At 73.0% G+C, this 25,604-nt stretch carries 21 protein-coding genes; 12 read left to right on the top strand and 9 right to left on the bottom strand.

Annotated elements, in window-relative coordinates; genetic code table 11:
• Positions 1-28 precede the first annotated feature (28 nt).
• From AC507J_RS05510 to AC507J_RS05485, 6 genes are all read left to right on the top strand, one after another.
• Positions 29-1,720 carry an ABC transporter ATP-binding protein gene (locus AC507J_RS05510; RefSeq protein ID WP_496287964.1) on the top strand — a complete coding sequence of 564 codons (1,692 nt, stop codon included), beginning with the start codon at positions 29-31 and terminating at the stop codon, positions 1,718-1,720.
• A complete protein-coding gene (locus AC507J_RS05505) occupies positions 1,717-3,042 on the top strand; it encodes an ABC transporter permease (protein ID WP_496287963.1) in 1,326 nt (441 codons plus the stop codon). Before AC507J_RS05510 ends, AC507J_RS05505 begins: the two co-directional genes overlap by 4 nt.
• A 3-nt stretch (positions 3,043-3,045) precedes the next feature.
• A complete protein-coding gene (locus AC507J_RS05500) occupies positions 3,046-4,326 on the top strand; it encodes an ABC transporter permease (RefSeq protein WP_496287962.1) in 1,281 nt (426 codons plus the stop codon).
• Between the two features lie 16 nt (positions 4,327-4,342).
• Positions 4,343-5,047, top strand: coding sequence for a cytidine deaminase (locus tag AC507J_RS05495; RefSeq protein WP_496287961.1), 705 nt, complete (start codon positions 4,343-4,345; stop codon positions 5,045-5,047).
• A 37-nt stretch (positions 5,048-5,084) separates the two neighbouring features.
• Complete coding sequence (locus AC507J_RS05490; RefSeq protein ID WP_496287960.1) at positions 5,085-6,365, top strand: thymidine phosphorylase; 1,281 nt, start codon at positions 5,085-5,087, stop codon at positions 6,363-6,365.
• 106 nt (positions 6,366-6,471) lie between these two features.
• Positions 6,472-7,152, top strand: a complete 681-nt coding sequence (locus AC507J_RS05485; protein ID WP_496287959.1) for a DUF4272 domain-containing protein — start codon at positions 6,472-6,474, stop codon at positions 7,150-7,152.
• 5 nt (positions 7,153-7,157) lie between these two features.
• Here the strand turns inward: AC507J_RS05485 and AC507J_RS05480 are convergent, their stop codons facing one another.
• Positions 7,158-8,033 (bottom strand): putative RNA methyltransferase, encoded by an 876-nt coding sequence (locus AC507J_RS05480; protein ID WP_496287958.1) that lies wholly within the window; start codon positions 8,031-8,033, stop codon positions 7,158-7,160.
• Positions 8,034-8,107: 74 nt separating this feature from the next.
• On the opposite strand from AC507J_RS05480, the gene AC507J_RS05475 reads away from it, so the two are divergent.
• Complete coding sequence (locus AC507J_RS05475) at positions 8,108-9,187, top strand: adenosine deaminase (RefSeq protein WP_496287957.1); 1,080 nt, start codon at positions 8,108-8,110, stop codon at positions 9,185-9,187.
• 2 nt (positions 9,188-9,189) lie between these two features.
• On the opposite strand, the gene AC507J_RS05470 is transcribed toward AC507J_RS05475, so the two are convergent.
• Entirely contained in the window at positions 9,190-9,531 is a 342-nt protein-coding gene (locus AC507J_RS05470; protein ID WP_496287956.1) for a hypothetical protein, read from the bottom strand.
• Between the two features lie 459 nt (positions 9,532-9,990).
• Between AC507J_RS05470 and AC507J_RS05465 the strand changes: the two genes are divergently transcribed.
• The 4 genes from AC507J_RS05465 to AC507J_RS05450 all read left to right on the top strand — a co-directional run bounded on the left by AC507J_RS05465 (position 9,991) and on the right by AC507J_RS05450 (position 14,932).
• The gene (locus tag AC507J_RS05465; protein ID WP_496287955.1) at positions 9,991-13,458 is read left to right on the top strand and encodes a sensor histidine kinase; all 3,468 of its coding nucleotides are present in this window, start codon (positions 9,991-9,993) and stop codon (positions 13,456-13,458) included.
• The gene (locus tag AC507J_RS05460; RefSeq protein WP_137778231.1) at positions 13,455-13,859 is read left to right on the top strand and encodes a roadblock/LC7 domain-containing protein; all 405 of its coding nucleotides are present in this window, start codon (positions 13,455-13,457) and stop codon (positions 13,857-13,859) included. The genes AC507J_RS05465 and AC507J_RS05460 overlap by 4 nt, the downstream gene beginning before the upstream one ends.
• 100 nt (positions 13,860-13,959) lie before the next feature.
• Entirely contained in the window at positions 13,960-14,337 is a 378-nt protein-coding gene (locus AC507J_RS05455) for a DUF742 domain-containing protein (RefSeq protein ID WP_091416218.1), read from the top strand.
• Position 14,338: 1 nt separating this feature from the next.
• Positions 14,339-14,932, top strand: a complete 594-nt coding sequence (locus AC507J_RS05450; RefSeq protein ID WP_088969745.1) for a GTP-binding protein — start codon at positions 14,339-14,341, stop codon at positions 14,930-14,932.
• Positions 14,933-15,078: 146 nt separating this feature from the next.
• Here the strand turns inward: AC507J_RS05450 and AC507J_RS05445 are convergent, their stop codons facing one another.
• The 3 genes from AC507J_RS05445 to AC507J_RS05435 all read right to left on the bottom strand — a co-directional run bounded on the left by AC507J_RS05445 (position 15,079) and on the right by AC507J_RS05435 (position 19,813).
• Positions 15,079-16,296: an ABC transporter substrate-binding protein gene (locus AC507J_RS05445; protein ID WP_496287954.1), complete on the bottom strand. Its 1,218-nt coding sequence runs from the start codon at positions 16,294-16,296 to the stop codon at positions 15,079-15,081.
• A 128-nt stretch (positions 16,297-16,424) separates the two neighbouring features.
• Positions 16,425-18,782: a transposase gene (locus tag AC507J_RS05440; RefSeq protein WP_496287953.1), complete on the bottom strand. Its 2,358-nt coding sequence runs from the start codon at positions 18,780-18,782 to the stop codon at positions 16,425-16,427.
• A 41-nt stretch (positions 18,783-18,823) separates the two neighbouring features.
• Entirely contained in the window at positions 18,824-19,813 is a 990-nt protein-coding gene (locus tag AC507J_RS05435; protein ID WP_496287952.1) for a SatS C-terminal domain-containing protein, read from the bottom strand.
• A gap of 114 nt (positions 19,814-19,927) precedes the next feature.
• Here AC507J_RS05435 and AC507J_RS05430 point away from each other — a divergent pair, with 114 nt between their 5' ends.
• Complete coding sequence (locus tag AC507J_RS05430) at positions 19,928-20,269, top strand: PadR family transcriptional regulator (RefSeq protein ID WP_496287951.1); 342 nt, start codon at positions 19,928-19,930, stop codon at positions 20,267-20,269.
• Between the two features lie 27 nt (positions 20,270-20,296).
• Here the strand turns inward: AC507J_RS05430 and AC507J_RS05425 are convergent, their stop codons facing one another.
• The 4 genes from AC507J_RS05425 to AC507J_RS05410 form a co-directional block, all read right to left on the bottom strand.
• The gene (locus AC507J_RS05425) at positions 20,297-20,968 is read right to left on the bottom strand and encodes a permease prefix domain 1-containing protein (RefSeq protein WP_496287950.1); all 672 of its coding nucleotides are present in this window, start codon (positions 20,966-20,968) and stop codon (positions 20,297-20,299) included.
• 123 nt (positions 20,969-21,091) lie between these two features.
• On the bottom strand, positions 21,092-22,909 hold the full coding sequence (cydC, locus tag AC507J_RS05420; RefSeq protein ID WP_496287949.1) for a thiol reductant ABC exporter subunit CydC: 1,818 nt from the start codon (positions 22,907-22,909) through the stop codon (positions 21,092-21,094).
• Positions 22,906-24,576, bottom strand: a complete 1,671-nt coding sequence (gene cydD / locus AC507J_RS05415) for a thiol reductant ABC exporter subunit CydD (protein ID WP_496287948.1) — start codon at positions 24,574-24,576, stop codon at positions 22,906-22,908. The genes cydC and cydD overlap by 4 nt, the downstream gene beginning before the upstream one ends.
• Complete coding sequence (locus AC507J_RS05410) at positions 24,573-25,598, bottom strand: cytochrome d ubiquinol oxidase subunit II (RefSeq protein WP_496287947.1); 1,026 nt, start codon at positions 25,596-25,598, stop codon at positions 24,573-24,575. Before AC507J_RS05410 ends, cydD begins: the two co-directional genes overlap by 4 nt.
• Between the last annotated feature and the right edge of the window lie 6 nt (positions 25,599-25,604).

Raw genomic sequence — 25,604 nt, 5'->3', positions numbered from 1 at the left:
CGGCCGCTCCGGCGCGGGGGAACCCGCCGTGCCGGGGCGGCCGGTCCGTGCCACCGGTCGAGGCCCCGCCGCGGCCAGCTCGCCAGCAGCTACGCTGCACCATCGCTTCGCACCCCGGGAGGTTGCGCTGAGACTCGAACTGCGCGGCATCACCAAGCGGTTCGGTGATCTGGTCGCCAACGACCACATCGACCTCACGGTGGAGCCTGGAGAGATCCATGCCCTGCTCGGCGAGAACGGCGCCGGCAAGTCGACCCTGATGAACGTGCTCTACGGGCTCTACCAGCCCGACGAGGGCGAGATCCTGGTCGACGGCGAGCCGCTGAAGCTGCGCGGGCCCTCCGACGCGATCGCGGCCGGCATCGGCATGGTGCACCAGCACTTCATGCTCGTACCGGTCTTCACCGTGACCGAGAACATCATGCTCGGTGCCGAGCAGGTACGCGGCGGCATCGCCGGATTCCTGGACCGGCGTCGGGCCCGGCGCGAGGTTGCCGAGGTCTCCGAGCGGTACAACCTCCGGGTCGACCCGGACGCGGTGATCGAGGACCTGCCGGTCGGTGTCCAGCAGCGGGTGGAGATCGTCAAGGCGCTCACCCGCGACGTCGACCTGCTCATCCTGGACGAGCCGACGGCGGTGCTCACCCCGCAGGAGACCGAGGAACTGCTCGCCGTGATGCGGTCGCTCAAGGCCGCCGGCAAGTCGATCGTCTTCATCACCCACAAGCTCGGCGAGGTCAAGGCGATCGCCGACCGGATCACCGTGATCCGGCGCGGCAGGACGGTGGGCACGGCGTCGCCGGAGGCCAGCCGCGACGAGTTGGCCGCGCTGATGGTCGGCCGTACCGTCCGGCTGACCGTGGAAAAGAGCCCGGCCACCCCGGGCGAGCCGATGCTTGAGCTCTCCGGCCTGGTCGTCGACGACGACCGCCAGGTCCGCGCCGTGGACGGCGTCGACCTGACCGTACGTGCGGGCGAGGTGCTCGGCATCGCGGGCGTGCAGGGAAACGGCCAGACCGAGCTGATCGAGGCGATCATGGGGTTGCGCCCGCCGCTCGCCGGCACCATCACCCTCGAAGGCCAGCGGATCGACGGCTGGTCGACCAAGAAGGTGCTCCGGGCGGGCGTCGGCTACGTGCCGGAGGACCGCAGCGTGGACGGCCTGGTCAAGGAGTTCACCGTCGCGGAGAACCTGGTGCTGGACATCTACGACCGGCCGCCGTTCGGTCGTGGCCTGTCGATCAAGCCGGACGCGATCACGAAATCGGCGGCCGAGCGGATCGAGCAGTTCGACGTACGCACCTCGTCGGCGCAGGCGCCGGTGGGCACCCTCTCCGGCGGTAACCAGCAGAAGGTGATCGTGGCCCGGGAACTGTCCCGGCCGCTGAAGCTCTTCATCGCCGCCCAGCCCACCCGAGGGGTGGACGTCGGTTCGATCGAGTTCATCCACAGCCGGGTCATCCGGGAGCGGGACATCGGCACCGCCGTGCTTGTGGTCTCCAGCGAACTCGACGAGGTGATCGGGCTGGCGGACCGGATCGCGGTGATGTACCGCGGGCGGATCATCGGCGTCGTCGGCCCGGACACCCCGCGTGAGGAGATCGGCCTGCTGATGGCGGGCATCACCCCGGACGCGACGGGCGGCTCGCCGGCCAGCGCGCCGGCCGCCGAGGGCGGACCGGCGGCGACCGGTCCAGGCAGCGAGGACGAGAAGGCATGACCGAGAACCCCCAGTCGGGCTCCCCGGACAAGGAGCCGGCGAGCCCGGAACAGGCCGCCGAGACCGCGCTCGACAACACCGAGCGCGCGGAACCGACCAGCAAGCCCACCGCCGCGCCGGAGCCGCGTCCCACGCTGGGGCGGATCTTCCTGGAGAACCTGTGGGCCGCCAACACGTTCACGGTGACCCTGCTGTCGCTGCTCCTCGCCATGATCGTCGGCGCCGTCCTGATGATCGTCTCTGATCCGGACGTGCTGGGCACCTACGCCTACTTCACCGCCCGCCCCACCGACGCGCTCAGCGCCAGTTGGACGCTGGTGAGCGAGGCGTACGCGAACCTGTTCAAGGGGTCCGTCTTCGACCCGGCCGCCAGCACGGTCAACGCGGCGCTGAGCCCGATCTCGGAGACGCTCACCTACACCGCGCCGCTGGTCTTCACCGGCCTGTCGGTGGCGCTGGCCTTCCGGGGCGGCCTGTTCAACATCGGTGCCCAGGGGCAGGCCATCATGGGCGTCATCCTGGCCGCCCTGGCCGGCTTCCTGCTGCCGCTGCCGCCCGGGCTGCACCTGCTGGTCGCGGTGCTGGCCGGCGCGCTCGGCGGGGCCATCTGGGGCTTCATTCCGGGCATCCTCAAGGCGCGCACCGGCGCGCACGAGGTGATCAACACGATCATGCTCAACTACATCGCGGTCTACTTCCTGACCTGGCTGATCGTGCAGAACGGCGTGCAGGACCCGAACCGCACCGACGCCATCAGCCGGCCCGTGGACGCCTCCGCCCAACTGCCGCGCCTGTTCGGCGACGGGCTGCGGGCGCACGCCGGCATCCTGCTGGCCGTGCTGGCCACCTGGGCGGTCGCCTGGCTGCTCAACCGGTCCACGCTCGGCTTCGAGCTGCGGGCGGTGGGCGCCAACCCGGACGCCGCCCGGACCGCGGGCATGAGCGTCACCCGCACGTACGTCCTGATCATGGTCTTCGCCGGTGCGCTGGCCGGGCTCGGCGGCTCGCAGATGGTGCTGGGCACCACCGCCGCCGCGCTCACCCCGCTGGTCATCGCCCAGATCGGCTTCGACGGCATCCTGGTCGCCCTGCTCGGCCGGGTGAAACCGTGGGGCGTGGCGCTGGCCGCGCTGCTGTTCGGCGCGTTGCAGGCCGGCGGCAACCGGATGCAGTCGTACTCGGGGATCTCGTTGGAGCTGGTCACCGTGCTCCAGGCACTGATCGTCATCTTCATCGCCGCGCCAGCCCTGGTGAAGGCGATCTTCCAGCTCCGGGCGGCGCGGGCCGCCCGGCTCCAGACGAGCCTCGCGAAGGGCTGGTGAGGCATGTCCACCACGGCTGTTCCCGACGTCGCGGTCGCACCCGTCGACGAGGGCTTCTGGACCCGGACCCGCAAGGTGGGGCTGGTGCTGCTGGCGCTCGGCCTGCTGGCCACTGTGGTGTTCGGCGCGCTGGCCACCGACGAACCGGCCCGGTTCACGCTCAGCGAGGACGCCGCCGGGGCGGCGCTGGAGGTCAACGGCACGGTCGGCGCGATCATCTTCGGTCTGATCACCCTGGCCGCCGGTGGCGCGATGCTGGCCGGGCTGCCGAAGCGCTGGTTCATCCCGCTGCTCGCCGTGGGCCTGGTCGGCTTCGTGCTCTCCTTCCTCTGCTGGCAGGTCTCGGACGCCCCGACCGGGCAGAACTTCATGCCGCTTGTCAACATCGTGCGGGGTACGTTCCTGCTCGCTCTGCCACTGATCTTCGGTGCGCTGGCCGGCGTGCTCTGCGAGCGTTCCGGCGTGGTGAACGTGGCCATCGAGGGGCAGTTGCTGATGGGCGCCTTCAGCGGTGCGCTCTTCGGCAGCATCTCCGGCAGCGTCTGGGTGGGCCTGATCGCCGCCGCGATCGGTGGCTCGTTCATCTCCCTGCTGCTTGCCGTCTTCTCCATCCGCTACCTGGTCGACCAGGTGGTCATGGGCATCGTGCTGAACCTGCTGGCGCTCGGCATCACCGGCTTCCTCTACGAGCGGCTGATGCAGACCGACGCGGCCCGCTACAACAGCGCCCCGCGCTTCAGCAACTGGGAGATTCCGCTGCTCTCGGACATCCCGGTGCTGGGTCCGGCGCTGTTCCGGGGCAACATCTTCCTCTACCTGGCTCTGCTGCTGGTGCTCGTGATCCACATCGGGCTGTTCCGTACCCGGTGGGGACTGCGGACCCGCTCGGTCGGCGAGCATCCGACGGCGGCGGACACCCTCGGCGTGAAGGTGCTCGGGCTGCGCTACCGCAACGTGATCATGGCCGGGGCGATCGCCGGCATCGGCGGCGCGTCGTACACCCTGGCGCTCTTCTCGTTCACCAAGAACATGATCGGGGGTAAGGGCTTCATCGCCCTGGCCGCGCTGATCTTCGGCCGGTGGAGCCCGACCGGGGCCCTGCTCGCCGCACTCTTCTTCGGCTTCGCCGACCAGTTGGCCACCTACCTGGGCGCGATCAACAGCATCATTCCCGGCCAGTTCCTGGCCATGCTGCCGTACCTCGCGACGATCCTGGCGGTGGCCGGGCTGGTCGGCCGGGTCCGGGCACCGGCGGCCGACGGCAAGCCGTACATCAAGGGCTGATCCAGGGGGACGCAGCATGGAGATCGACTGGGGGCGGCTGCGGGCCGCGGCCACCGAGGTGATGCGGCACGCGTACGTGCCGTACTCGAAGTTCCCGGTGGGGGCGGCGGCGCTTGTCGACGACGGCCGGGTGGTGGTCGGCTGCAACGTGGAGAATGCCGCGTACGGCGTGGTGCTCTGCGCCGAGTGCGGCGTGGTCTCCTCGCTGCACGCCACCGGCGGCGGCCGGATCGTGGCGCTCTCCTGCGTCGACGCCACCGGCGAACCGCTGATGCCGTGCGGGCGTTGCCGGCAGCTGCTCTGGGAACAGGGCGGGCCGGAGTGCCTGATCGAGGCGAAGGGCGGCCCGCTGCGGATGGCCGAGCTGCTGCCGCACGCCTTCGACGTGACCGATCTCGACGCGGTCACCAGCGAGCAGCCGGTGCCGGTGGTGCCGGAGCGGCTGGCCGCCTGGCGCGGACGCGGCACCGTCTTCGTGCACCCGGACCTGTCGGCGGGGCAGCAGGTCTGGACGGCCTACTGGGAACGCTCGGCCGGTGACGACGCGGGCGCCGAGACCGGGGTGCTGGAGGAGGGGCCGAGCTGGGACGACCCGGCAGAGGCGATCACCTGGGGATTGGCGCGTACGCCCCGGGTGGTGGTGGTGGACGCGTCCGGCACGATCTTCTGGGCCGGCGAGGGCGAGCCACCGGCGGAGATTCCGGTTCGCTGGGGCGGTTGAGCGGGGCGCGGGCATCGAATACTGATTGGACTCAAGGGTGAGTGCTTTTACTGCGGTTGATGTGATTCGGGCGAAGCGGGACGGGGGAGTGCTCTCCGACGCGCAGATCGACTGGGTGGTGGACGCGTACACCCGGGGGGCGGTGGCCGACGAGCAGATGTCGGCGCTGGCCATGGCGATCCTGTTGAACGGGATGACGGCGCCGGAGATCGCCCGGTGGACGGCGGCGATGATCGCCAGCGGCGAGCGGCTGGACCTGTCGTCCGTGGCCCGGCCGACCGTCGACAAGCACTCGACCGGCGGCGTCGGCGACAAGATCACCCTGCCGCTCACCCCGCTGGTGGCCGCCTGCGGCGCGGCGGTGCCGCAGCTCTCCGGGCGTGGGCTCGGGCACACCGGCGGCACGCTGGACAAGCTGGAGTCGATCCCGGGCTGGCGGGCCGCGCTGAGCAACGAGGAGTTCACCGCCCAGCTGCGCGAGATCGGCGCGGTGATCTGCGCGGCCGGGTCGGGGCTGGCGCCGGCCGACCGCAAGCTGTACGCGCTGCGGGACGTCACCGGCACCGTCGAGGCGATCCCGCTGATCGCCAGCTCGATCATGAGCAAGAAGATCGCCGAGGGCACCGGCGCGCTGGTGCTGGACGTGAAGGTCGGCTCCGGCGCGTTCATGAAGTCGGTCGACGACGCTCGTGAACTGGCCCGGACCATGGTGGAGCTGGGCGGCGCGCACGGGGTACGGACGGTCGCCCTGCTGACCGACATGTCGACCCCGCTCGGCCGGGCCATCGGCAACGGGGTCGAGGTCACCGAGTCGGTGGAGGTGCTCGCCGGTGGCGGTCCCGCCGACGTGGTGGAGCTGACCCTGGCGCTGGCCCGGGAGATGCTCGACGCCGCCGGGCTGCCCGACGCCGACCCCGAAGCCGCGCTGCGGGACGGGCGGGCGATGGACGTGTGGCGGTCGATGATCCGGGCGCAGGGCGGCGACCCGGACGCGCCGATGCCCGGGGCGAACGAGGTCGAGGTGGTACGCGCCGAGACCGACGGGTACGTCGCGGCGGTCGACGCGTACGCGATGGGGGTGGCCGCGTGGCGACTCGGCGCGGGGCGGGCGCGCAAGGAGGATCCGGTGAGCGTGCCGGCCGGCGTGCTGCTGCACAAGCGTCCCGGTGACCCGGTCAGGGCCGGGGAGCCGCTCTACGAACTGCGCGCCGACCAGCCGGAGAAGATCCCGGCGGCGTTGGCGGAGGCGGCTCGGGCGGTCAGCCTGGCAGAACGTCCGCCGATTCCGCTGCCGTTGGTGATCGATCGCGTCGAGTGACGAAACCCTGGTCGGGTCCCATGGTGTCGAACCGATGAGGCGACTACTCTCGCAGGCCAGGGGGACAGTCGGTGCCACACCGGTGTGAGCAGACAGGGATGTTGCCGTGATCGTTCCCGCCCCCGATCCCCGGGAAGTGCGTGAGGCGAGCCTGGAGGAGCTGTCCCGGCTACGGCTGCCGTTGCCGCCGGCCCAGTTCCCGCTGGTCTGGGAGCCCGGCGACCGGATAGAGCTGCGACCCACGGTCGAGATCGAGGCGCGGATCGCGGTGCTGCACCTGATCCTGGCCCGCTGCTTCGGCATGCCGCCGCAGGGCGCGATGAGTTGGCTGCTCGCCTCGCATCTGGTGGAGATGGTCACCCCGCCGGAGTTCCAGTTCGTCACCGGCGCCAAGGGCGATCACCGCTCCTTCGTCCTGCACCACGACGCGCTCTTCTCGCTGGCCTGGGTCCTCGGTCTGACCAAGCAGCTCGACCCCACCCTGCCGGTGGACGAGCGGCTGGTCGAACGCCTGCCCAACATCGTCGAGGGGGAGACGTTCCAGCAGTGGCGCTCGCGGATCCTGGCCGCGCCGCAGCACCCGGCGGATGCCGCCGCCCTGCTCGACCTGCACTACTGCCTGGACTGGGCGTACCTGGAGGTGGACCGGTCCGGCCGGGCGTTGCCGGGTCTGGTGGACGCGAACGCGATCGGGCAGCGCCGGTGGGCGCTGGAGTGGGCGGTCATTCTGCGCGGGCCGTACCACGACGAGCCGCCGGGCTGGGAAGAGGTCGACCTCTCCACCTGATCAAGCTAGTGCTTCGGTCGGTGCACGCCGAGGCGTACCGCCATGGTCACCCGGACCGGCTCGCCCAGCTCGGCGATCCGGGCGGCCAGTCCCGCCGGGTCGGCGTGCCAGGCGCTCGGGCCCATGCCGACAAGCGTGGCCACCTCCGCGCCGGAGAGGGTCAGCTCCCGGCGGTGCACGGTGGCCGACTCCTCGGTGAAGTGCCCACCGAGGCTGGCCGCGACCCGGTCCGCCTTGGCCGGGTCGACCCGGAGCAGGCCGAGGGCGTCGACGAGTTCGGTGAGGTGGTCGGTGGCCGGGGCCACCACAAGCAGCAGGCCGGCCGGGTCGAGGATCCGGTGGAACTCGGCACCGTTGCGGGGGGCGAAGACGTTCAGCAGCAGCGCCGCGCCGGCGTCCGCCAGCGGCAACCGCTGCCAGGTGTCGGCCAACGCCGCGGTGACGTGCGGATGGATCCGCGCGGCCCGACGCACCGCCGGCTTGGAGACGTCCAGGGCGAGACCGACCGCGCCCGGCAGCGCCGCCAGCACCGCCGCGAGGTGCCGACCGGTCCCCGCTCCGGTCTCCACCACCAGGGGGTACGCCCCAGCGGCGTCGGTGCCGGTGGCTGCCGGTAGGGCGGCGCTGGCGGCGGTGGCGAGGGCGGCGGAGATGGTGTCGTAGTGGCCGGCGGCCAGGAAGTCCGCCCGGGCGGCGACCATCTCGGCGCTGTCCCCGCCGTGCGGGGCGCGGCCGGCGAGCAGGTTGACGTAGCCCTGCCGGGCGATGTCGAAGCTGTGCCGGCGCGGGCAGCGCAGCGCGCGGGTAGCACCGGCGGCGACCTCGGTCAGCGGTTCGGCGCAGACCGGGCAGCGCAGCCGGTCGACGACGTGACGATCCATCACCGCAGCAGGTCGCAGGCCGGTTCCACGTGCCCGAGCGTACCGAGCACGCCGCGGCGGACTAGGGTCTGGTCATGGTCGCGAGTATCCGGTATGAGGACATCGTCAAGGCGCCCAAGGCGCTGCTGCACGATCACCTGGACGGCGGCCTGCGGCCCGCGACGATCGTCGACCTGGCCGCCGAGGTCGGCCACGAGCTGCCCACCACCGACCCGGTGGCGTTGGGCGACTGGTTCGTGGCGGCGGCCGACTCCGGCTCACTGGAGCGTTACCTGGAGACGTTCGCGCACACGGTCGCCGTGATGCAGACCGCCTCGGCGCTGCGCCGGGTGTCCCGCGAGTGCGCCCTGGACCTGGCCGCGGACGGGGTGGTCTACGCCGAGGTGCGGTTCGCCCCGGAGCAGCACCTGGAACGGAACCTCACCCTGGACGAGGTGGTCGAGGCGGTGCTGGCCGGTTTCGCCGAGGGCAGCGCGCTCGCCGCCGAGGCGGGTACCCCGATCCGGGTCGGCACGCTGCTGACCGCGATGCGGCACGCGGCCCGGTCGCAGGAGATCGCCGAGTTGGCGGTGCGCCACCGCGACCAGGGCGTGGTGGGTTTCGACATCGCCGGTGCGGAGGCGGGCTTCCCGCCCACCCGGCACCTGGACGCCTTCGAATATCTCCAGCGGGAGAACTTCCACTTCACCATCCACGCCGGTGAGGCGTTCGGGCTGCCGTCGATCTGGCAGGCGATCCAGTGGTGCGGGGCCGACCGCCTCGGCCACGGCGTACGCATCGTCGACGACATCACCGTCGGTCCGGAGCCGGTGCTCGGGCGGCTGGCCGCGTACGTGCGGGACAAGCGCATCCCGCTGGAACTCTGCCCCTCCTCCAACGTGCAGACCGGTGCCGCCGCGTCGATCGCCGAGCACCCCATCGGGCTGCTGCGCGACCTGCGGTTCCGGGTCACTGTCAACACCGACAACCGGCTGATGAGCGGCACGTCGGTGTCCCGGGAGATGGCCCTGCTCTCCGAGGCGTTCGGCTACGGCTGGCGCGAGGTGCAGTGGTTCACCATCAACGCGATGAAGAGCGCGTTCATCCCCTTCGACCAGCGGCTGCGGATCATCGACGAGGTGATCAAGCCGGCGTACGCCAAGCTGCTGGGGTGAGTTCAGCTGGTGCCGGGGTGCCCGGCGGCGAGTAGTCCGGCCACCCGGCGCAGCACGTCCCGGCCCCGGGCCGCCTCCGCGCCCAACCCGGTCTGCCGGCGCAGCACCGCCGGCTCGGTGCGTAGCAGGGTCACGCCACGACGGATCAGCATCGCCGGCCCCTTGCGTTGCTCGGCGAGGTCGCGGGCCAGCCGGCGGAGGAAGGTCGCGCCGCGCGGTCGCCGCAGGGCGTACGCGCCGGCGAGCAGGCCCCGTCGACGGCATTCCGCGACAATCTCAGCGGCAAATATCCCTTCAGCCACAAAGAGTGGCGAATCGGCCAGCTCGAACGGCCGGGTGTCCACCCGGCGGTCCTCGTTGATCGCATAGACCGGCACATCTGCCCGGCCGTGTCGGACCAGTTGGGTAATGACCTCGACCGCGTTGGTCGCGTCCCACGACCCGGGCGATTCCCAGTCGATCTGACCGTTCCGTAGCGGTAACGTTGGGTCATCGCCGTTCTTGTAAAAATCGTCTAAACACAAGACAGGTAGCCCGGTTTGTTGGGCTATGTACGACTTTCCGGAGCCGGATGGGCCGGCAAGCAGGACGACTCGACGCTGGGTTTCCATTACTTTAAGTGACTCCGGACAGACGGACCGCGAGCAAATTGCATCAACATCTCATCACACCTCCGGTTGGGGACAACCTGGGCTTTCTCTTTCCGGGGCGGCGTGATGGAATCTCGGATGGTCCGACCCGCCGGGTCGGCCGCTGGGCGTTGCCCGGGGCAACGCGGACGCTGCAATCACGAGGGCGGTGACGTGAGCAAACGGCCGAAGACGGCAGGCTCCTTCCTGTCGCGTCTGCGCCGGCCGGCTGGTCGGCTTCGCGACATGCCGATCTGGTCCAAGCTCGGTCTCATCATGATCGTGCCGACCATCGCCACGGTCGTCGTGGGCACCAGCGGCCTCTTCGACCACCTGGATTCGCTTAGCGATGCCAACCGGGCCGGTGATCTTGCCGAGCTCATCGGGCACTCCGGCAATCTGGTGGATGGTCTCCAGGACGAGCGGACCGCGGCCGTGCTGCTGCTGGGCGTGCCGCCGCAGTCGGCGGGTCAGGCCGAGTCGGAGGCGAAGAAGCGCTACTCCACTCTCTACAGCGAGGTCTCGGCCGGGGTCGACAAAGCAAAGGATCCCTACGCGCAGCAGCGGGTCGCCCTGACCGACCTGCCCGCCAGCCTGGAGATCCTGCTCGACCAGATCAACGAGCGGCTCGGTGACCTGCCGGGCACCCGCAGCCAGGTGTTGAACGGCAAGTTCAAGATCACAGATGCGTTGCAGTCGTACGACGAGCTGATCAACCAGCTGCTCGCGGTCCGGGACTCGGCCAGCCAGCTGGCCGGTGACAACGACCTCAGCGACCGGATGCGGGCCGCTGCCGCCGTCGCCCGGGAGAAGGAGTGGCTCTCCGTACGCCGGGTGGTGGTGCACCGCGCCCTGATCCTCGGTGGCATGAGTTCGACCCTGCGGACCGACTACATCTCCAGTGAGACCGGTCAGCAGCAGGCCCAGCAGAGCTTCAACGCGGTGGCCACCGAGGCGGAGTCGGAGTTCCACGCCCAGACCATCGGCGGCGGTGACCGCCGACAGGCGACCATCTACATCAGCCAGGTGAACGCCGACACCTCCGAGAACCTCTCCGGCATCTCCTTCTCCCCGGAGCAGTGGGACGCGGCGCTGGTGGCGAACGGCAAGCTGATCCGGACGGTCGAGTCGAAGTTCGACTCGGACGTGGTGACGCAGGCCGGTGAGCTCCGTTCCGACGTGCAGCGTCAGGTGTTCCTGGAAACCGGCCTGCTGCTGACCATGTTGCTGCTCGCCATCTTCCTGGCCTACCTGGTCGCCCGCTCGATGGCCCGCTCGCTGCGTGAGCTTCGCCAGGGCGCGCTCAGCATCGCCCAGTACGGGCTGCCCCAGGCGGTGGCCCGGCTGCGCGACCCCCAGGTGACCGGGCAGCTCTCCCCGGTGCAGCTGGCCAACCAGATCGCCGAGCCGCTGCCGGTGCGCAGCAAGGACGAGTTCGGCCAGGTGACCGAGGCGTTCAACGCCGTCCACCTGGAGGCCGTCCGCACCGCCGCCGAGCAGGCCGCGCTGCGCGCCTCCGTCGCGACCATGTTCGTCAACCTGGCCCGCCGCTCCCAGATCCTGGTCGACCGCCTGATCGGGCACCTCGACCGGCTGGAGCGCGGTGAGGAGGACCCGGACCGGCTGGCCGAGCTGTTCCAGCTGGACCACCTCGCCACCCGGATGCGTCGCAACGACGAGAACCTCCTGGTCCTCGCCGGTGCCGACTCGACCCGCGTGCAGCGGGAGCCGGCCGCCCTGATCGACGTGCTGCGCGCCGCCCAGTCCGAGGTCGAGCACTACACCCGGATCGAGTTCGGGGTGATCGACCGGGACATCGAGGTCGCCGCGCACGCGGTCAACGACCTGGTGCACCTCGTCGCCGAGCTGTTCGACAACGCCACCGCCTTCTCCCCGCCGGACTCGCAGGTCCTGGTCGAGGCCCGGCGGGTCGGCGACCGCGCCTCGCTCTACGTCGAGGACCGGGGCATCGGCATCAGCGCCGAGCAGCTGGCCGACCTGAACGAGCGGCTGGCCACGCCGCCGCAGGTGGACGTCGCGGTGTCGCGGATGATGGGCCTGGTCGTGGTCGCCCGGCTGGCGTCCCGGCACGGCGTCAAGGTCGAGCTGCGTTCGGGCAGCAGCGACCGGGGCACGGTTGCCGAGGTCGCGTTGCCGCCCACCGTGCTGGTGCCGCGGGCGCTCTCCGGCCGGGGCCAACACCCCGCCGCGCTGCCCGCCACGCCCGGGCCCGCGTCCGGGCCGAACCCGACGTTCGGCGCGCTGCCGGCGCTCGGCGGCGGGGCGAGCACCCCGCCGGCACCCGCCCAGCGTCCCGGCGGCTCGGGCAACCAGGTCACCCTGGGTGGCCGTCCCTTCGACCCGGCCAGCCGCAACGGCTCCGGCACGCCGGCCCAGGTGGCTGGCGCAGCCTCGGGGAACCTGCCCGCCTGGTCGGACCTGACCGGTGCCAGCGGGGTCGGCGGCGGAAGCGGCTTCGCCCCGCGTAGCTCGAACGGCCAGTCGATGGACCCGCTGCCGCAGCGCCGGGCCGCCGACGACTCGGCCGGCACCGACCAGCCGCCGACCATCCCGCGTCAGCTGCCGAGCAGCCCGGAGGCCGGCCCGTACGCGCCGCCGGCGGTCTCCGCACCGCCGGTGCCACCGGTGTCGTCCTCGCCACCGGTCTCGGGCACGCCCTACTCCGCACCGCCCGTCTCGGCGGCTCCGGTCTCCGGTCAGCCCGTGTCGTCGGCGCCGATCTCGGCGGCACCGATGTCGGGATCGCCGGTCTCCACGCCGCCCGGTAGCCCGCTGCCGCAGCGGCCCGTCTCGGCGGCACCCACCGCCGGCCCGGCGAGCAGCCAGGCCCCCGCGCCGCCGGCCTGGCCGCCGGTCGCCGGGGAGCCGGCCGCGCCGCCGGTGCCCGAGCGGCTTGCCGCCGCGCTGGACATGACCACCGAGCTGCCGCGAGTGCAGCGCCCGGCGGCACCGTCCGCCCGGCCGACCACGCCGACGCCGCAGGCGCAGAACCGGCAGCGGTACGCGGATGAGACGATGGAGCTGCCAATCTTCCGGGAGCTGGAGTCGGCGTGGTTCCGTACCCGCCGCCCGGGCCCGGAGGAGTCGGCGGGCGCTCGGCAGCCGGCGGCGAATGGTGCCGTGACCCAGCAGCTCTCCACGGTCGACACCGTCGGTCGACCCGCACCGCAGACCCCGACCGGGACGACAGGTAACGAACCGATGGCAGAGACTCCGACGGCCGCAGGCGCGTCCGGCGGGTACGGCGCGGCGAGCGGCCCAGCCCGCCCGAGCGCCGCCGAGAGCAGGCCCTCGTACCGGTCCGCGCCACAGGAGAACGCGTGGCAGACTGCCGCCGACGACGGTTGGCGGGCGGCCACCGCCGCCAGCCAGGCGCCGGCTGCCGGAACCACCCAGACCGGGCTGCCGAAGCGTACGCCGATGGCCCAGCTCGTTCCGGGCGCGGTGGAGAAGCCGAGCGCCGCGGTGCAGCGACGTAACCCGGAGTCGGTACGCGGTCTGCTCTCCGCCTACCACCGGGGTGTCCAGCGAGGGCGTGGCAGCCAACCCTCGGACAGCAACCCGACCGGCCCGGAGGAGACTTCGGGCGGGCAGAGCGGGCAGAAGGAGCAAGAAGGATGACTACTACGCAGGATCTCGGTTGGCTGCTGGCCAACTTCGCCGATCGGGTGCCCGGTGTCGCGCATGCGGTCGCCGTCTCCGCGGACGGCCTGCTCCTGGCGTCGTCACGAGACCTTCCGCGGGACCGGGCAGACCAGCTGGCCGCGATCGCCTCGGGTCTGGTCAGCCTGACCCAGGGTGCGGCCCGCTGCTTCGAAGGAGGCGCGGTCCTCCAGACCGTGGTCGAGATGGACAATGGCTTCCTGTTCCTGATGTCGATTTCGGACGGCTCGTCGTTCGCGGTGCTCGCCGCGCGTAGCTGCGACGTCGGGCAGGTCGGTTATGAAATGGCCCTGCTCGTTGACCGGGTGGGTGACGCCCTGACTCCGGCGCCGCGTACGGCTGTCGGGATGATGGGCTGATCGTCGCGCCAGCCGGTGGGGCAGGCGGGGCGCGAACACTGCATACGACGGGTAGCACCGGTGCGATCCGGTGCCGGGTACGAAGGAGGTGAGCGGCGACATGGCCGATCGTGACGAGCCGACCGGCGCGTTGGTCCGTCCATACGCCGTGACCCGAGGCCGTACCCGTCCCCGCCTCGACATCGCCCTCGAGGCGCTCGTCGAGACCACGGTGCGCGGTCGGGCCGTTGCCACTGGCAACGGCGGTCAAGGCCGTGAGCACCAGTACATCGCCGCGCTTTGTGACGGACGCGTGCAGTCGCTCGCCGAGATTGCGGCGCGGATGCAACTTCCGCTCGGCGTGGCCCGGGTGCTCATCGCCGACATGGCGACGGACGGCCTGGTCGCGGTCCACGAGCCGACCATCCTGGACGACTCGGACGACGCGGTGGGCACTGAACTGCTGGAGAGGGTGCTGAGTGGACTTCGCAGGCTCTGACATGTCGCACCGCCCGCCGACCCCGAGCGGGCGCGTGACGTCGGCGAAGATCGTTATCGCCGGTGGATTCGGCGTCGGCAAGACGACCCTGGTCGGCTCGGTCTCTGAGATCACGCCGCTGACGACCGAGGCCATCATGACCTCCGCCGGCGTCGGCGTCGATGACACCCGGCAGGTGCCGGGCAAGACGACGACCACGGTGGCCATGGACTTCGGCCGTATCTCGATCGATCGTGACCTGATCCTGTACCTGTTCGGTACGCCGGGTCAGACCCGGTTCTGGTTCATGTGGGACGAACTGGTCCGGGGCGCGATCGGCGCGGTGGTGCTGGTGGACACCCGCCGGCTGGCCGACTGCTTCGCGGCGATCGACTTCTTCGAGCATCGGCGGCTGCCGTACCTGGTGGCCATCAACTGCTTCGACGGCATGCAGTACCACGACCCGCAGGACGTCCGGGAGGCGCTCGCCATCTCCAGTGACGTGCCGGTGGTGGCCTGTGACGCCCGGAACCGGGAGTCGACGAAGCACGTGCTGATCTCGCTTGTCGAGTACGTGCTCACCATGCGTCGCTCGCGGGCGGTCGCGCCGGCCTGAGGGCCCTTTCGGCGCCCGGTGACGGCCTCCGTCGACACCGGGCGCTGAGTGCTGTCCGTGACCCGGCGCTGAAGCCGGCCGGTGCCCGTTTCCCGGCGCTGATCCCGGCCGGTGCCCGTTTCCGGCGGCGCCTGATCCCGGCGCGGTCAGCTGAGCCGGTTCCAGGCGCCACCGTCCACCCGGTACACCCCGAGGGAGTGGCGCTCCATGCCGCTGTGCCGGATCGGCGTGAACGAGTACATCCCCGCCATCCCGTCGGTGATCTGGTTCTGCAGGTACGCCCGCAGCCGACCCCGGTCGACGCTGTCGGCCAGCCTGGCGGCGGTGGTGATGAGCAGCAGGGCGTCCGAGGCGTACGGGGCGAAGCCGTTGTAGGCGCCGTGCCGTCGGATGTACTGCGCGACGAGTTCCCGGTACGCGCGCCCGGTGGCGCTGCTGTTGGCGACGGTGGAGCCGCCCAACGAGGCCGGATGGATGGCGTAGGCGCCCTCGACGGCTGGCGCGTTCTGGCCCTCCAGGGTCTCCTCGGCGACCGCACCGGCGTCGAAGAAGAGCCGGCCGGTGAATCCGGCCTTGCGCAGCGCCCGTGCGGCGGTGCCGGAGTTCGGTGCGGTGGCCCAGACCACCACGCCTTCCGTTCGAGCCGTCAGGGCCTCCGCAGCGGCCCGCGCGACGCCGTCACTGGACCGGGGCAGCCGTACCGTTCGGGCGAGCGTCACCCCGGCGGTACGCAGGGCCCCGGTCATCGCCCGTACTCCCGAATCGCCGTGCAGGCCCTCCTCGGCCAGCAGCACGACCCGGCGCAGCCGCTCGGTGTCGATCACCTGGGCCAGCCGGCGGGCCACGTCACCGGCCTGTGGGGTGACCTGGTAGATGAAGGCCCGCTGGGCGAGCGGAACGGTGATCGCGTCGCCGAAGGCCAGCGACACGAACGGCAGCCGCAGCTTCTGCGCCACCCCGATGACCGACATCGAGGTCTCCGCGAGCGTGCCGCCGAGCAGGGCGTGCACGTCGTCGCGTCGACCCAGCTCGGTGGCCTGTCGGGCGGCGAGCCGGGGATCGCTGCGATTGTCCAGCACCTCCAGCCGTACGCTCCGGCGCAGGTTGCCGACCGCGACGCCCTTCTGGTTGACCAACTCCGTGCTGATGGCCAGCGCCCGCTCCTGGGCCACACCCAGGGCCGCGCCCGGACCGCTCAGCTCCAGCGTCGCCCCGATGACCAGTTCGTGCCGGCCGGTGGGGCGGGTGACGACCGCCTCGCGCTCTGCGTCGCGCCCGCAGGCGCCGAGTAGCAGGGTGCCTGCCGCCGCGGTCAGCACGCCCCGCCGGGTGAGCACGGATGGGCTGCTTGCCGGTGTTGCCATGACTCGCCTTCCCCGCCCGGCGACCTGCCGCCGGCTGTTCCGCGGGTATGCTCCCGGCCCCGCAGACCCGGCGTCAAATTATCCGGGTGTGGGCAGGAACACGCAGGTGAGCGGGGGTGCGAGCGGCGTCAGGAGCGGTAGCCGGCAGAGCGGTACTCGTATTCCCGATCGTCGTCGCGGTCCCCGGTGTCCCGGCTGAAGTCCCAGCCGCCTGCCGATTCCCGCCCCGGGCGGCCACCGACCGCGAAGCCGCCGATCTCCTGCCCCCGACGCCAGCCACGGAAGTAGCCGGTGGTGTTCTCGGCGAGGCTGGCCGCGTCGCGCACGATGCGCAGTGGACGCTCCTCGCGCAGCGGCGAACCGGGCACGAGGTTCGCCTGCGGCACCCGCTTGGGCAGCCCGGCGTTGGTCTCGTCGCCCACCGCCGGGCGGGCGGCCTGCTCGGCGGCCTGCCAGCCGGTGTCGGCCAGGGAGGACCAGTCGAGATCCGAGTCCTCGCCGTGCCCGACGAACCAGGCCGACTTGGCCTGCGCGAAGATCAGCAGGTCACCGTCGCCCTCGTCGGAGATCGGTGGCGGGCGGCGCTCGACCGGCGGCTCCGGCCGGCGGGCCGGTGGCGCGACGTCCAGGCGTTCGGCCGGCCGGTCGCCGCGCTGCGCGCCCTCCCGCTCGACCAGGCGCAGCGGCGGAGTCTCCGGCTGCGGGTCCGCCCCGGCGCGCAGCGCCCGGTCGGCCAGCGGCGGGGGCTCGACCAGTCGCAGCACCGGTGGCTCCGGAGGCAGGTCGTCGGCGAGCCAGGGCGGGGTCACCCGACGCTCGGTGCCGAGCTCGGTGGGACCATCGGCCGGAGGGTCGGCCGGCGCCCGCCGGTTGCCCTCGTAGGAGCCGGCCACCGGCGTACGCGTCGGACTGTCGGCCGGACTCTCCGGGCTGTTCACCAGCGGCCAGTTCGCCCGGGAACCAGGTGCGGGCGGCTCCTGGCCGGGGCGGCTCGTCGGGATCGGGATGCTCAGGTCGGTGGCGCTGAAGCCGCCCGCCGGTGCCGGCGGTTCGCCGTTGGTCTTCGGTCGGGGCGGGATGATGGTGCGCTGGCGTTCGGCCCGCGCGCTGTTGATCGCCGCGGTGGTGAGCGTCGGCCGGAAGGGCTCGCCCGCGTCGGCGGGCGGCACCGAGCCGCGCTGCGCCGGCGCGATCGGGGTGATCCCGGGCGGCGGTGGCGGCGGCATGGAGATCGGCCGGTTGGTCGGACCGTCGATCCTCGACGGAGTCGGCTCGGGCCGCGACGGCGGAGCCGAGACGGGTGGACCGGCCAGGGCAGCCGGTGCCACCGGAGCGGGAGCGACGGGCGGTGGGGTGACCGGGGCGGGCGCCACCGGCGGCGGGCCCAGCGGTCGGGGCGACGGTGGCGTGGCGCTGCCCGGTACCGGCTCGGGTCGGCTGCGGCGTCCGCCGGTCGGTTCGGGGCCGGTGGGGCGCACGGCACGCAGGCCGGCGCCGGTGCCGGCGGGCGACACTTCACCGGCCGAGGACTCGGCGCGCCGCTCGATGGAGCGCCGGCCGGGCAACTGCACCGGCGCGGCGGTGCGGGCGCGCAGCGCGCCGACCAGCGCCTGACAGCCCGCGTCGCAGGCGCGTACGGAGGCGACCGCCTGCCGGATCGTTTCGGCGGCGGCGGAGATGAGGGCCCGGTTCACCGTGGACCGGCGGGGGGTCTCGGCGATGGCGACGCGCAGCGCGGTGACGGCCTCGTCGATCGCGTCGGCGTCGCCCAGCCCCTCGGCCGCGAGCTGGGCGGCCACCGCGTCTGCGGTGACCGCGGCGTCGCGGCCACGGCCGGCGGCGTCGGTGAGCATGCCCGGCTCGGGCAGGGCGTCCAGCACGGCCAGCGGGATCAGGTCGGCGGGGTCGGGGTAGGCGCGCAGCGCGGCCGGGTAGAGCTCGCGGAGCACCTCACGGAGCGCGACCGCAGCCGAGTGACGCCCGCTGGCCAGGGCCGCGTGCGCGGCGAGCACCTGCTTGTAGCCGACGAGTTCCCGGGGGGCCGGCAGGGTCACCGCCGAGAGCGCACCCGCCTGGAGGGCGCGGGCCAGGCCGACCGCCCGCCGTACGGCCGGTGGGGACTGCATCTCCTCGACCGAGTCGTCGTCGGCGAACCGCTCGGCGAAGTCGTCCACCGAGTCGTCGTCGGCGATGGCCAACGGGCGCCCGGCGGCACTGAGCAACGAGGTGACGGTGTGGTCGTCGCTGTCGGCGGCGATCGCCGCGCCACTCGGCCCGCCGGAGCGTTCCACGAGCAGCGTGACCAACCGGGCGTAGCCCGCCGGGTCGTCGCCGATCTCGCAGACATGCAGCAGACGGCCTGCGTCGTCGACCACAGCGGACGTCAGCGTCGAACCGGCCGGGGCCGATCGGTCGGCCGGATCCGCCGAGGTCAGACCGCAGTACATGCGCACGAGCGCCACGGCGTCGTCCTCCTCCCGGAACACAGGGCTTTTCTCTGCCAGAGACTGATGCTCCCTGGTGCGGGTCAGTCGCGCCAGTCCACGACCGCAGAGATCTTTCCGACAATGGTGCGCCAACCCAGACTTGCGGTTTGTGCCCCGATTTTCTTCAACCGACGTCGACCCATGAAACCGCTGATGCCGCCATTGACCGAGGCCCGTAGCGCCTCGTCCAGATCGTCGAGACTGGAGCCGCTGGAAAGCATGTCGAGCACGGCGGGCAGCCGCAGCGCGTAAGCCACGTCCCGGGCCACCTCACCAGCTTCGATGAGCAGCGTCGGGTCCCAGGTGTCGTGACCACCGCGAAGGTTCTCCACCACGAGATCAAGCTCGTAGACGTCCTCGTCGCGCGGCGCAATGTCGGCCGGTTCCACCCGTTCGGACAATTCATTCCAACTGTCCAGCTGAGACAGGTCGTTGGGCGCACCGGAACGGACGAAACTCACGAGCGACTCGGGGGTCTTGAACAACAGCAGCCGGCCCCGGTGGCTGAGGAATACCGGCACCTCCTCGGCGCCGTCCTCGTCGGCTGCCTTCTCGTCGGCGTCGTCCTGCCCGGTGCCGTCCTTCTCGTCCTCGTCCTCGTCCGCGTCGCCCTTGGCCCGCTTCTCCTCGTCGTCGCTCTCGGCGAACTCCCGGGCGACCTCCTCGTCGAGGATGACGACGTCGCCGTCCTCGTCCTCCTCGGCCTCCACCACCTGGCGGCGGGCCAGGAAGGGGTCGTCGGCGTCACGCTCGGCCACGTCGGTCGGGGTCAGCTCGCGAGCCGGCCGGTACGCCCGCAGGGTGTAACCGGTGCCGGCGGGCAGGGCGATCTCCACCGGGTCGATCCGTAGCTCGTCCCAGAGCGCGCGGGCCGCGTCGGCCGACGCGGCGGCATCCGGCTCGGCAGGAGCGGTCGCGTCGTCGAGCTCGGACTCGGCCGGGCCGGTCGTGTCGTCGAGCTCGGGCTCGGCGTCCGGCCGTTCAGGCGACTGGCGGGCCACGGTGACCTCCGGGTGCGTCGGGCTGCCCACTCATCGGCGCGGTGCCGACGGGTGACTCTGGGCACATACCCTAGTTGGCTGCTCTGGGTAACGGGTGCCGGCCCCGGTGGCGGCGTCCATCTCCGACAGGTAGCGTGGCTACTTATGAACGCCCAGGCGCTGCACGGACATCTCGACGCCCTGCTGCTCGCCGTGCTGGAGCGGGGCGCCCTGCACGGCTACGCCATCATCGAGGCGCTGCGGACCCGAAGTGACGGCCGGCTCGACCTACCCACCGGCACGGTCTACCCGGCGTTGCGGCGGCTGGAGCGGGCGGGTCACGTGGCCAGTTCCTGGAGCACCGTCAACGGCCGGGAGCGGCGCACCTACGAGCTGACCGACGCGGGCCGGCGCGCGCTGGCCGACCAGCGCTCGGGTTGGCGGCAGTTCAGCGCCACTGTCGCGCGCTTCCTCGACCCGGGCGGGTCGTCGGCCCCAGCAGGCTGACCGGCCGGCAGGCCGCCCGTCGGCAGGTCAGCGGGTGGCGAGCAGCCAGGTGTGCGCTGCCCGGCCCAGCCAGACATGGGCGGCTCCGCCGGCGAGCATGCCGACGATCATCGGCGGCCAGGTGAGGGCCGCGTCCCAGAGCAGGATCGACCAACCGAACAGTGCCACGCCGGTCGACGCGCCAAGCACGGCGGCGGCGGTCAACAGGCTGCCCACCGCGTGGGCGGCGGCGGTGAGCGCCGGGCGGGACGAGCGCGCGGTCGCCGTCACGAGCACCAGGCCGGCTGCGCCGAGCAGGAACGCCGCCGCCCAGATCCAGTCCACCGACTGCGACAGCAGCAGGTAGCCGGCGGGCGGTGGCGGTCCCTCGCTCCAACTCGAACCACGCCAGGTCAGGTCACCGGCGAGCGAGGCGGCTCCGGCGAAGGCGAGGATCCGCAGCGACAGGCCGCGCAGCGCCGCCACCGCCAGCTCGGCCTGGTACGCCGGGGCGAGCTGGTCCGGCGTACCGAAGTCGGTGACCGCCCGCCGGGCCGCCTCGTGGGCGGGCAGACCGCCGTCCCGGTACGCCTCGACCGCGTCCAGCAGCCCGTGCCGCGCCTCGGTGATCAGATCCGCCCGCAGCCGGCGCGGGCCGCGTAGCCGATCGGCCAGCTGCCGCAGGTGTTCGTCGATCAACACGTCATCCCCGACCGGCATGCGTCCACCCTGCCACGCAGCGCCACCTCCCGGCGTCCGGGGAATCCCCGAGGCGATCAACCAGGGGCGTCCGGGTAGCCGCCGCCGGTTGGTCACCGTGGCCGGCAGTGAACGGGTGCCGAGCTAGGCGGTGCGGGTGGCGAGGGTCAGGTAGCCGTGCTCGGCGGCCTGCTGGAGCAGCCACTGGTCCCGGTACCAGCCGGGTTCCGCGACCAGCTCGGCGTGCCGGCCGCGTTGGATGATCCGTCCGGCGTCCAGCACCACGATCTCGTCCAGCCCGGCGAGACCGCTGAGCCGATGGGAGATCAGCAACACCGAGTGCCCGGCCGGAAGGGCGGCGAGGGCCGAGGCGAGCACCGCGTCGGCGGCGACCGGATCGAGGCCCTCGGTCGGCTCGTCCAGCACCAGCACGGCGGGCGTGGCGAGCAGCGCCCGGGCCAACGCGAGTCGCTGCCGCTGCCCGCCGGAGAGCTGTCCACCCTGCTCGCCGACCACCGTGTCCCAGCCCTCCGGCTGGTCCCGGACCCACTCCGCCAGCCCGGCCGCCTCGGCTGCGCCGGTGAGCGCCGCCTCGTCCGCGTCGGCCCGGCCGAGCAGCAGGTTGTCGCGGACCGAGGCGTGAAAGACGTACGCCTCGGCGAGCAGCCCGCCGACCAACTGCGGCAGTATCTCGGACGGGTGGCTCGACACGTCCCGTCCGTCCAGGGTGACCCGGCCGCTGTCGGGGCGTACCGCGCCGGTCAGCACGGCGGCCAGGCTGCTCTTGCCCGCGCCGCTCGGGCCGACGACCGCCACCCGGCGACCCGGCGGCAGGTCGAGGTCGAACCCGTCCAGCGCGGCGGGGGCACCGGTCCGGTACCGGACCGTGACCCCCTCGAACCGCACCTCCGGCACGGCTCGACCGGCCATGTCCGGCACGCTGGCCGCCGCCCGCGCGTGCTCGTCGTTCGCCGGGGTGGTGGTGCGGCCGTCCGTCGGGCCGGTGGTCCGGTCGGCCTCCGGGGTGGGGGTGAGCAGCCCGGCGATCCGGGCCAGGCCGGTGCGCAGCCCGGTCCACTGCCGGGCGGCGCCGACCAGTGCGAGGGCGATCTCCACCGCGGCCAGCGTGCCGACCGCCAGGACGCCGACGAGTACCCCGTCCACCCCGGCGCGGAGGGCGACGAACACCACCGCACCGGCGGTCAGCCCGGCCACCAGCACCCCGACGGCGTCGACCGCGAAGCCGAACGCGGCGAGCCGGCGTTCCAGCCGGGCCAACCGGCGGGCCCGTCGCTCGGCCGCACCGAGCGCGTCGCCGGTGGCCCCGAAGGCGGCCAGGTCGGCGGCGCCGTGGGTCAGGTCGATCGCGTCGGCGGCGAGCGCGCCACGCAGCGGGGCCACCTCGGCACTGGCCCGCCGGGTGAGGGCGGTGGCCAGCGCCGGCAGGGCCACCCCGGCCAGCAGCAGCCCACCGGCGAGCACGAGCGCGGCCGGCGGTGAGACGAGGGCGGTCAGCCCGACCGCAAGTACGCTCACCAGCCCGGCCGCCGCACCCGGGACGAGTACGCGGAGCAGCAGGTCCTGTACCGCGTCCACGTCGGAGACCAGCCGGCTCAGCGCGTCACCGGTGCGCGGTGGGGCGTCGCGTCGGGCGGCCAGCGTGGCGAAGGCCCGGGTCCGGACGTCCGTGACGAGGCGGAGCACCGCGTCGTGGCCGGCGAGCCGTTCGGTGTAGCGCAGCACGCCCCGGCCGACGGCGAGCGCCCGTACCGCGACGATCGCCACCGTGAGCCGGTCCAGCGGCGGCTGGCCGGCGGCGGTCATCAGCAGCCAGGTGGCGGTCGCCATCAGGGCGAGTCCGGCGAACTCGGTGGCCGCGGCGAGCAACCCGGCGCCGATCAGCCGGCGCAGGTACGGCCGGGCCAGGCGGAGCACCGCCAACTCGGGGGAGCGGCTGGTCATCGGGCCTCCCCGGCCGGTGCCGGCGTGAGTTCGGTGACTCGGCCGTCGGCCACCCGCAGCACGCGGTCGACGCCGGTGAGCAGCGCGGGCCGGTGCGCGACCAGCAGTGCGGTGCGGCCCTCGACCAGCCGGTGGGTGGCCGACAGCACCGCGGCCTCGGCGGCGGCGTCGAGCCGCGCGGTCGGTTCGTCGAGCAGCACCACAGGTGCGTCCCGCAGGAAGGCCCGGGCCAGGGCGACCCGCTGCCGTTGCCCGCTGGACAGGCCGTGCCCGCGCTCGCCCAGCGGGGTGTCCAGCCCGTCGGGCAGCGCGGCGACCACGTCGTCGAGGGAGGCGGCCCGGACCGCGGCGGCGACCTGGGCCGCCGGGGCGTCGGGGCTGCCGAGGCGGATGTTCTCCGCAAGCGAGGTGGCGAAGAGGTGGGCGCGTTGCGGCACCCAGGCCACCTGCCGGCGCCAGCCGTCGAGGTCGGCGTCGGCGAGGTCCACCCCGCCGACGGTGACCCGGCCGGCGGTCGGTGTGACGAAGCCGAGCAGCAGGTTCAGCAGGGTGGTCTTGCCGGCCCCGCTCGGGCCGATCACCGCGATCCGTTCTCCCGGCCGGATGGTGAGCGTGACGTCCCGCAGCGCCGTGGTGCGCTCGTACGCGACGGTCACCGACTCGAACCGGATCTCGCCGCGCCCGTCCGGCAGCGCCCCGGTACGAGCGGCAGGTGCCGGCGCGGCGCCGGAGAGGGTGAGCGCCTCGTCCAGCGCGGTGAGCCCCTCCATGCTGGCGTGGAACCGGCTGCCGGCCGCCCGCAGCGGCAGGTACGCCTCCGGGGTGAGCAGCAGCACCAGCAGCGCGGTTTGCAGGGCCAGCCCACCGCCGAGCAGTCGGATGCCCACCGGCACCGCGACCAGCGCCACGGACAGGGTGGCGACCAGTTCCAGCACCAGGGCGGAGAGGAAGGCGATGCGCAGGGTCTTCATGGTGGCCAGCCGGTGCCCGTCGGCCATCCGGTGGACCGCCTCGGTCTGGGACCGGGCGCGGCCGAAGGCCCGCAGGGTGGGCAGCCCGGCCACCATGTCCAGGAAGTGCCCGCCGAGCCGGGACAGCCGCCGCCACTGGCGCTCGGTGGCGGCCTGGGCCTGCCAGCCGAGCAGCGCCCCGAAGATCGGGATGAGCGGCAGGGTGAGCGCGATGATCACCGCCGAACTCCAGTCGGCGAGGAAGACCCGACCCAGCACGGCGACCGGCACGGTGACACTCAGCACGAGCTGCGGCAGATATCCGGTGAAGTACGCGTCCAGGGCGTCCAGCCCGCGACCGGCGAGGGTGGCCAGTTGCCCGGCCCGCTGGCCGGCGACCCAGCCGGGTCCGTGCCGGATGACCGCGCCGAGCAGGTCGGCCCGGAGCGTGGCCTTGACCGTGGCGGCCACCCGCGCCGACACCGCGCCCTGCGCCCAGACCAGCACCGACCGGGCCGCCACGGCGGCGACGAAACCGGCCAGCGCGGCCCGGTCCAGCCGCCCGGTGAAGGCCGTGGCCAGCAGCATGGCCAGGGCGGTGGCCTGCGCCACGACCAGCCCGGCGGCGAGCACGCCGAGCAGCGCGAGCAGGGCGAGGCCGCGTCGGGCCGCGGGGACCCGGCGCAGCAGCCGCGGGTCGAAGGGGCGGCGGTTCACCAGTACACCGGTGCTCTGCCGTCGGTCCGTCCCCGGAAAATCCACCAGCACATCGCCTGGAAGCCTAGTAGGGCCGGCAGCAGCGGCAGCGCCAGCCAACCCAGCAGGCGCAGCGTCGGGGCGCTTGCCGCCGCGTCGGCCACCGTCAGGGAGGCCCCGGGGTCGACCGTCGACACCAGCGCGTACGGCCAGAGGGTCGCCCCGACCAGCAGCACCGGCAGCGCGAGGGCGGTGGCGGTGGCGGCGAACGCCACGCCGGGCCGCCGCCGGACCAGCGCCGCCCGCGCCACCAGCAGGGCCGCGACCAGCGCCACCCCGAGCAGTACGCCGACCTCGGGGCGTTGCGCGGCGGCGCGTACCCGGTGGGAGAGCAGGCCGACGGCGGCGGCCGCGGTGACCGCGATGATCGCGGCGACGACGAGCCGGCGGGCCAGCGGACGGAGCCGGGTGCCCTCAGCGGCCGGCAGCCGCAACGAGAGGAAGGTCGCACCGTGCGCCGCGACCAGGGCGACCAGGGCCAGCGCGCTGGCGGCGGCGAACGGGGTGAACAGGTGCGCCACCCCGGCCACGTGCCCGTCGGCGTGCCGCGGTACGCCCTGGAGCAGCCCGGCGAGCACGACACCCCAGCCGAGCGCGGCGAACAGGCTGCCCACCACGATCACCCGGTCCCAGCCGGCGCGGGCCCAGCGGCCCGCCGGCCGGCTGCGCAGTTGCACCCCGGCGGTCACCAGGATCACGCCGGCCAGGGCGGTGACCACGGCCGGGTAGCTGCCGGCGAGCAGTTCCCCCTCCAGCACCGGGAACGCGCCGAAGAGGATGCCCACGGCGGCCACCAGCCAGACCTCGTTGCCGAGGAAGAACGGCCCGACCGCGTTGAGGGCGGCCCGCCGCGCTGCCGCCGAGCCGCTGGCGTCTGGCGTGCCGCTGCGGGCGAGCAGCAGCCCGACGCCGTAGTCGTAGCCGCCGAGCACCAGGTAGCCGGCGAAGAAGAGGCCGAGCAGGGCGTACCAGGCGAGTTCCATCGGGGT

Source organism: Micromonospora sp. PRAS1 (assembly GCF_059553435.1).
Note: the sequence above shows the minus strand (reverse complement) of the source record. Positions and strands in the feature narration are given on the sequence as shown.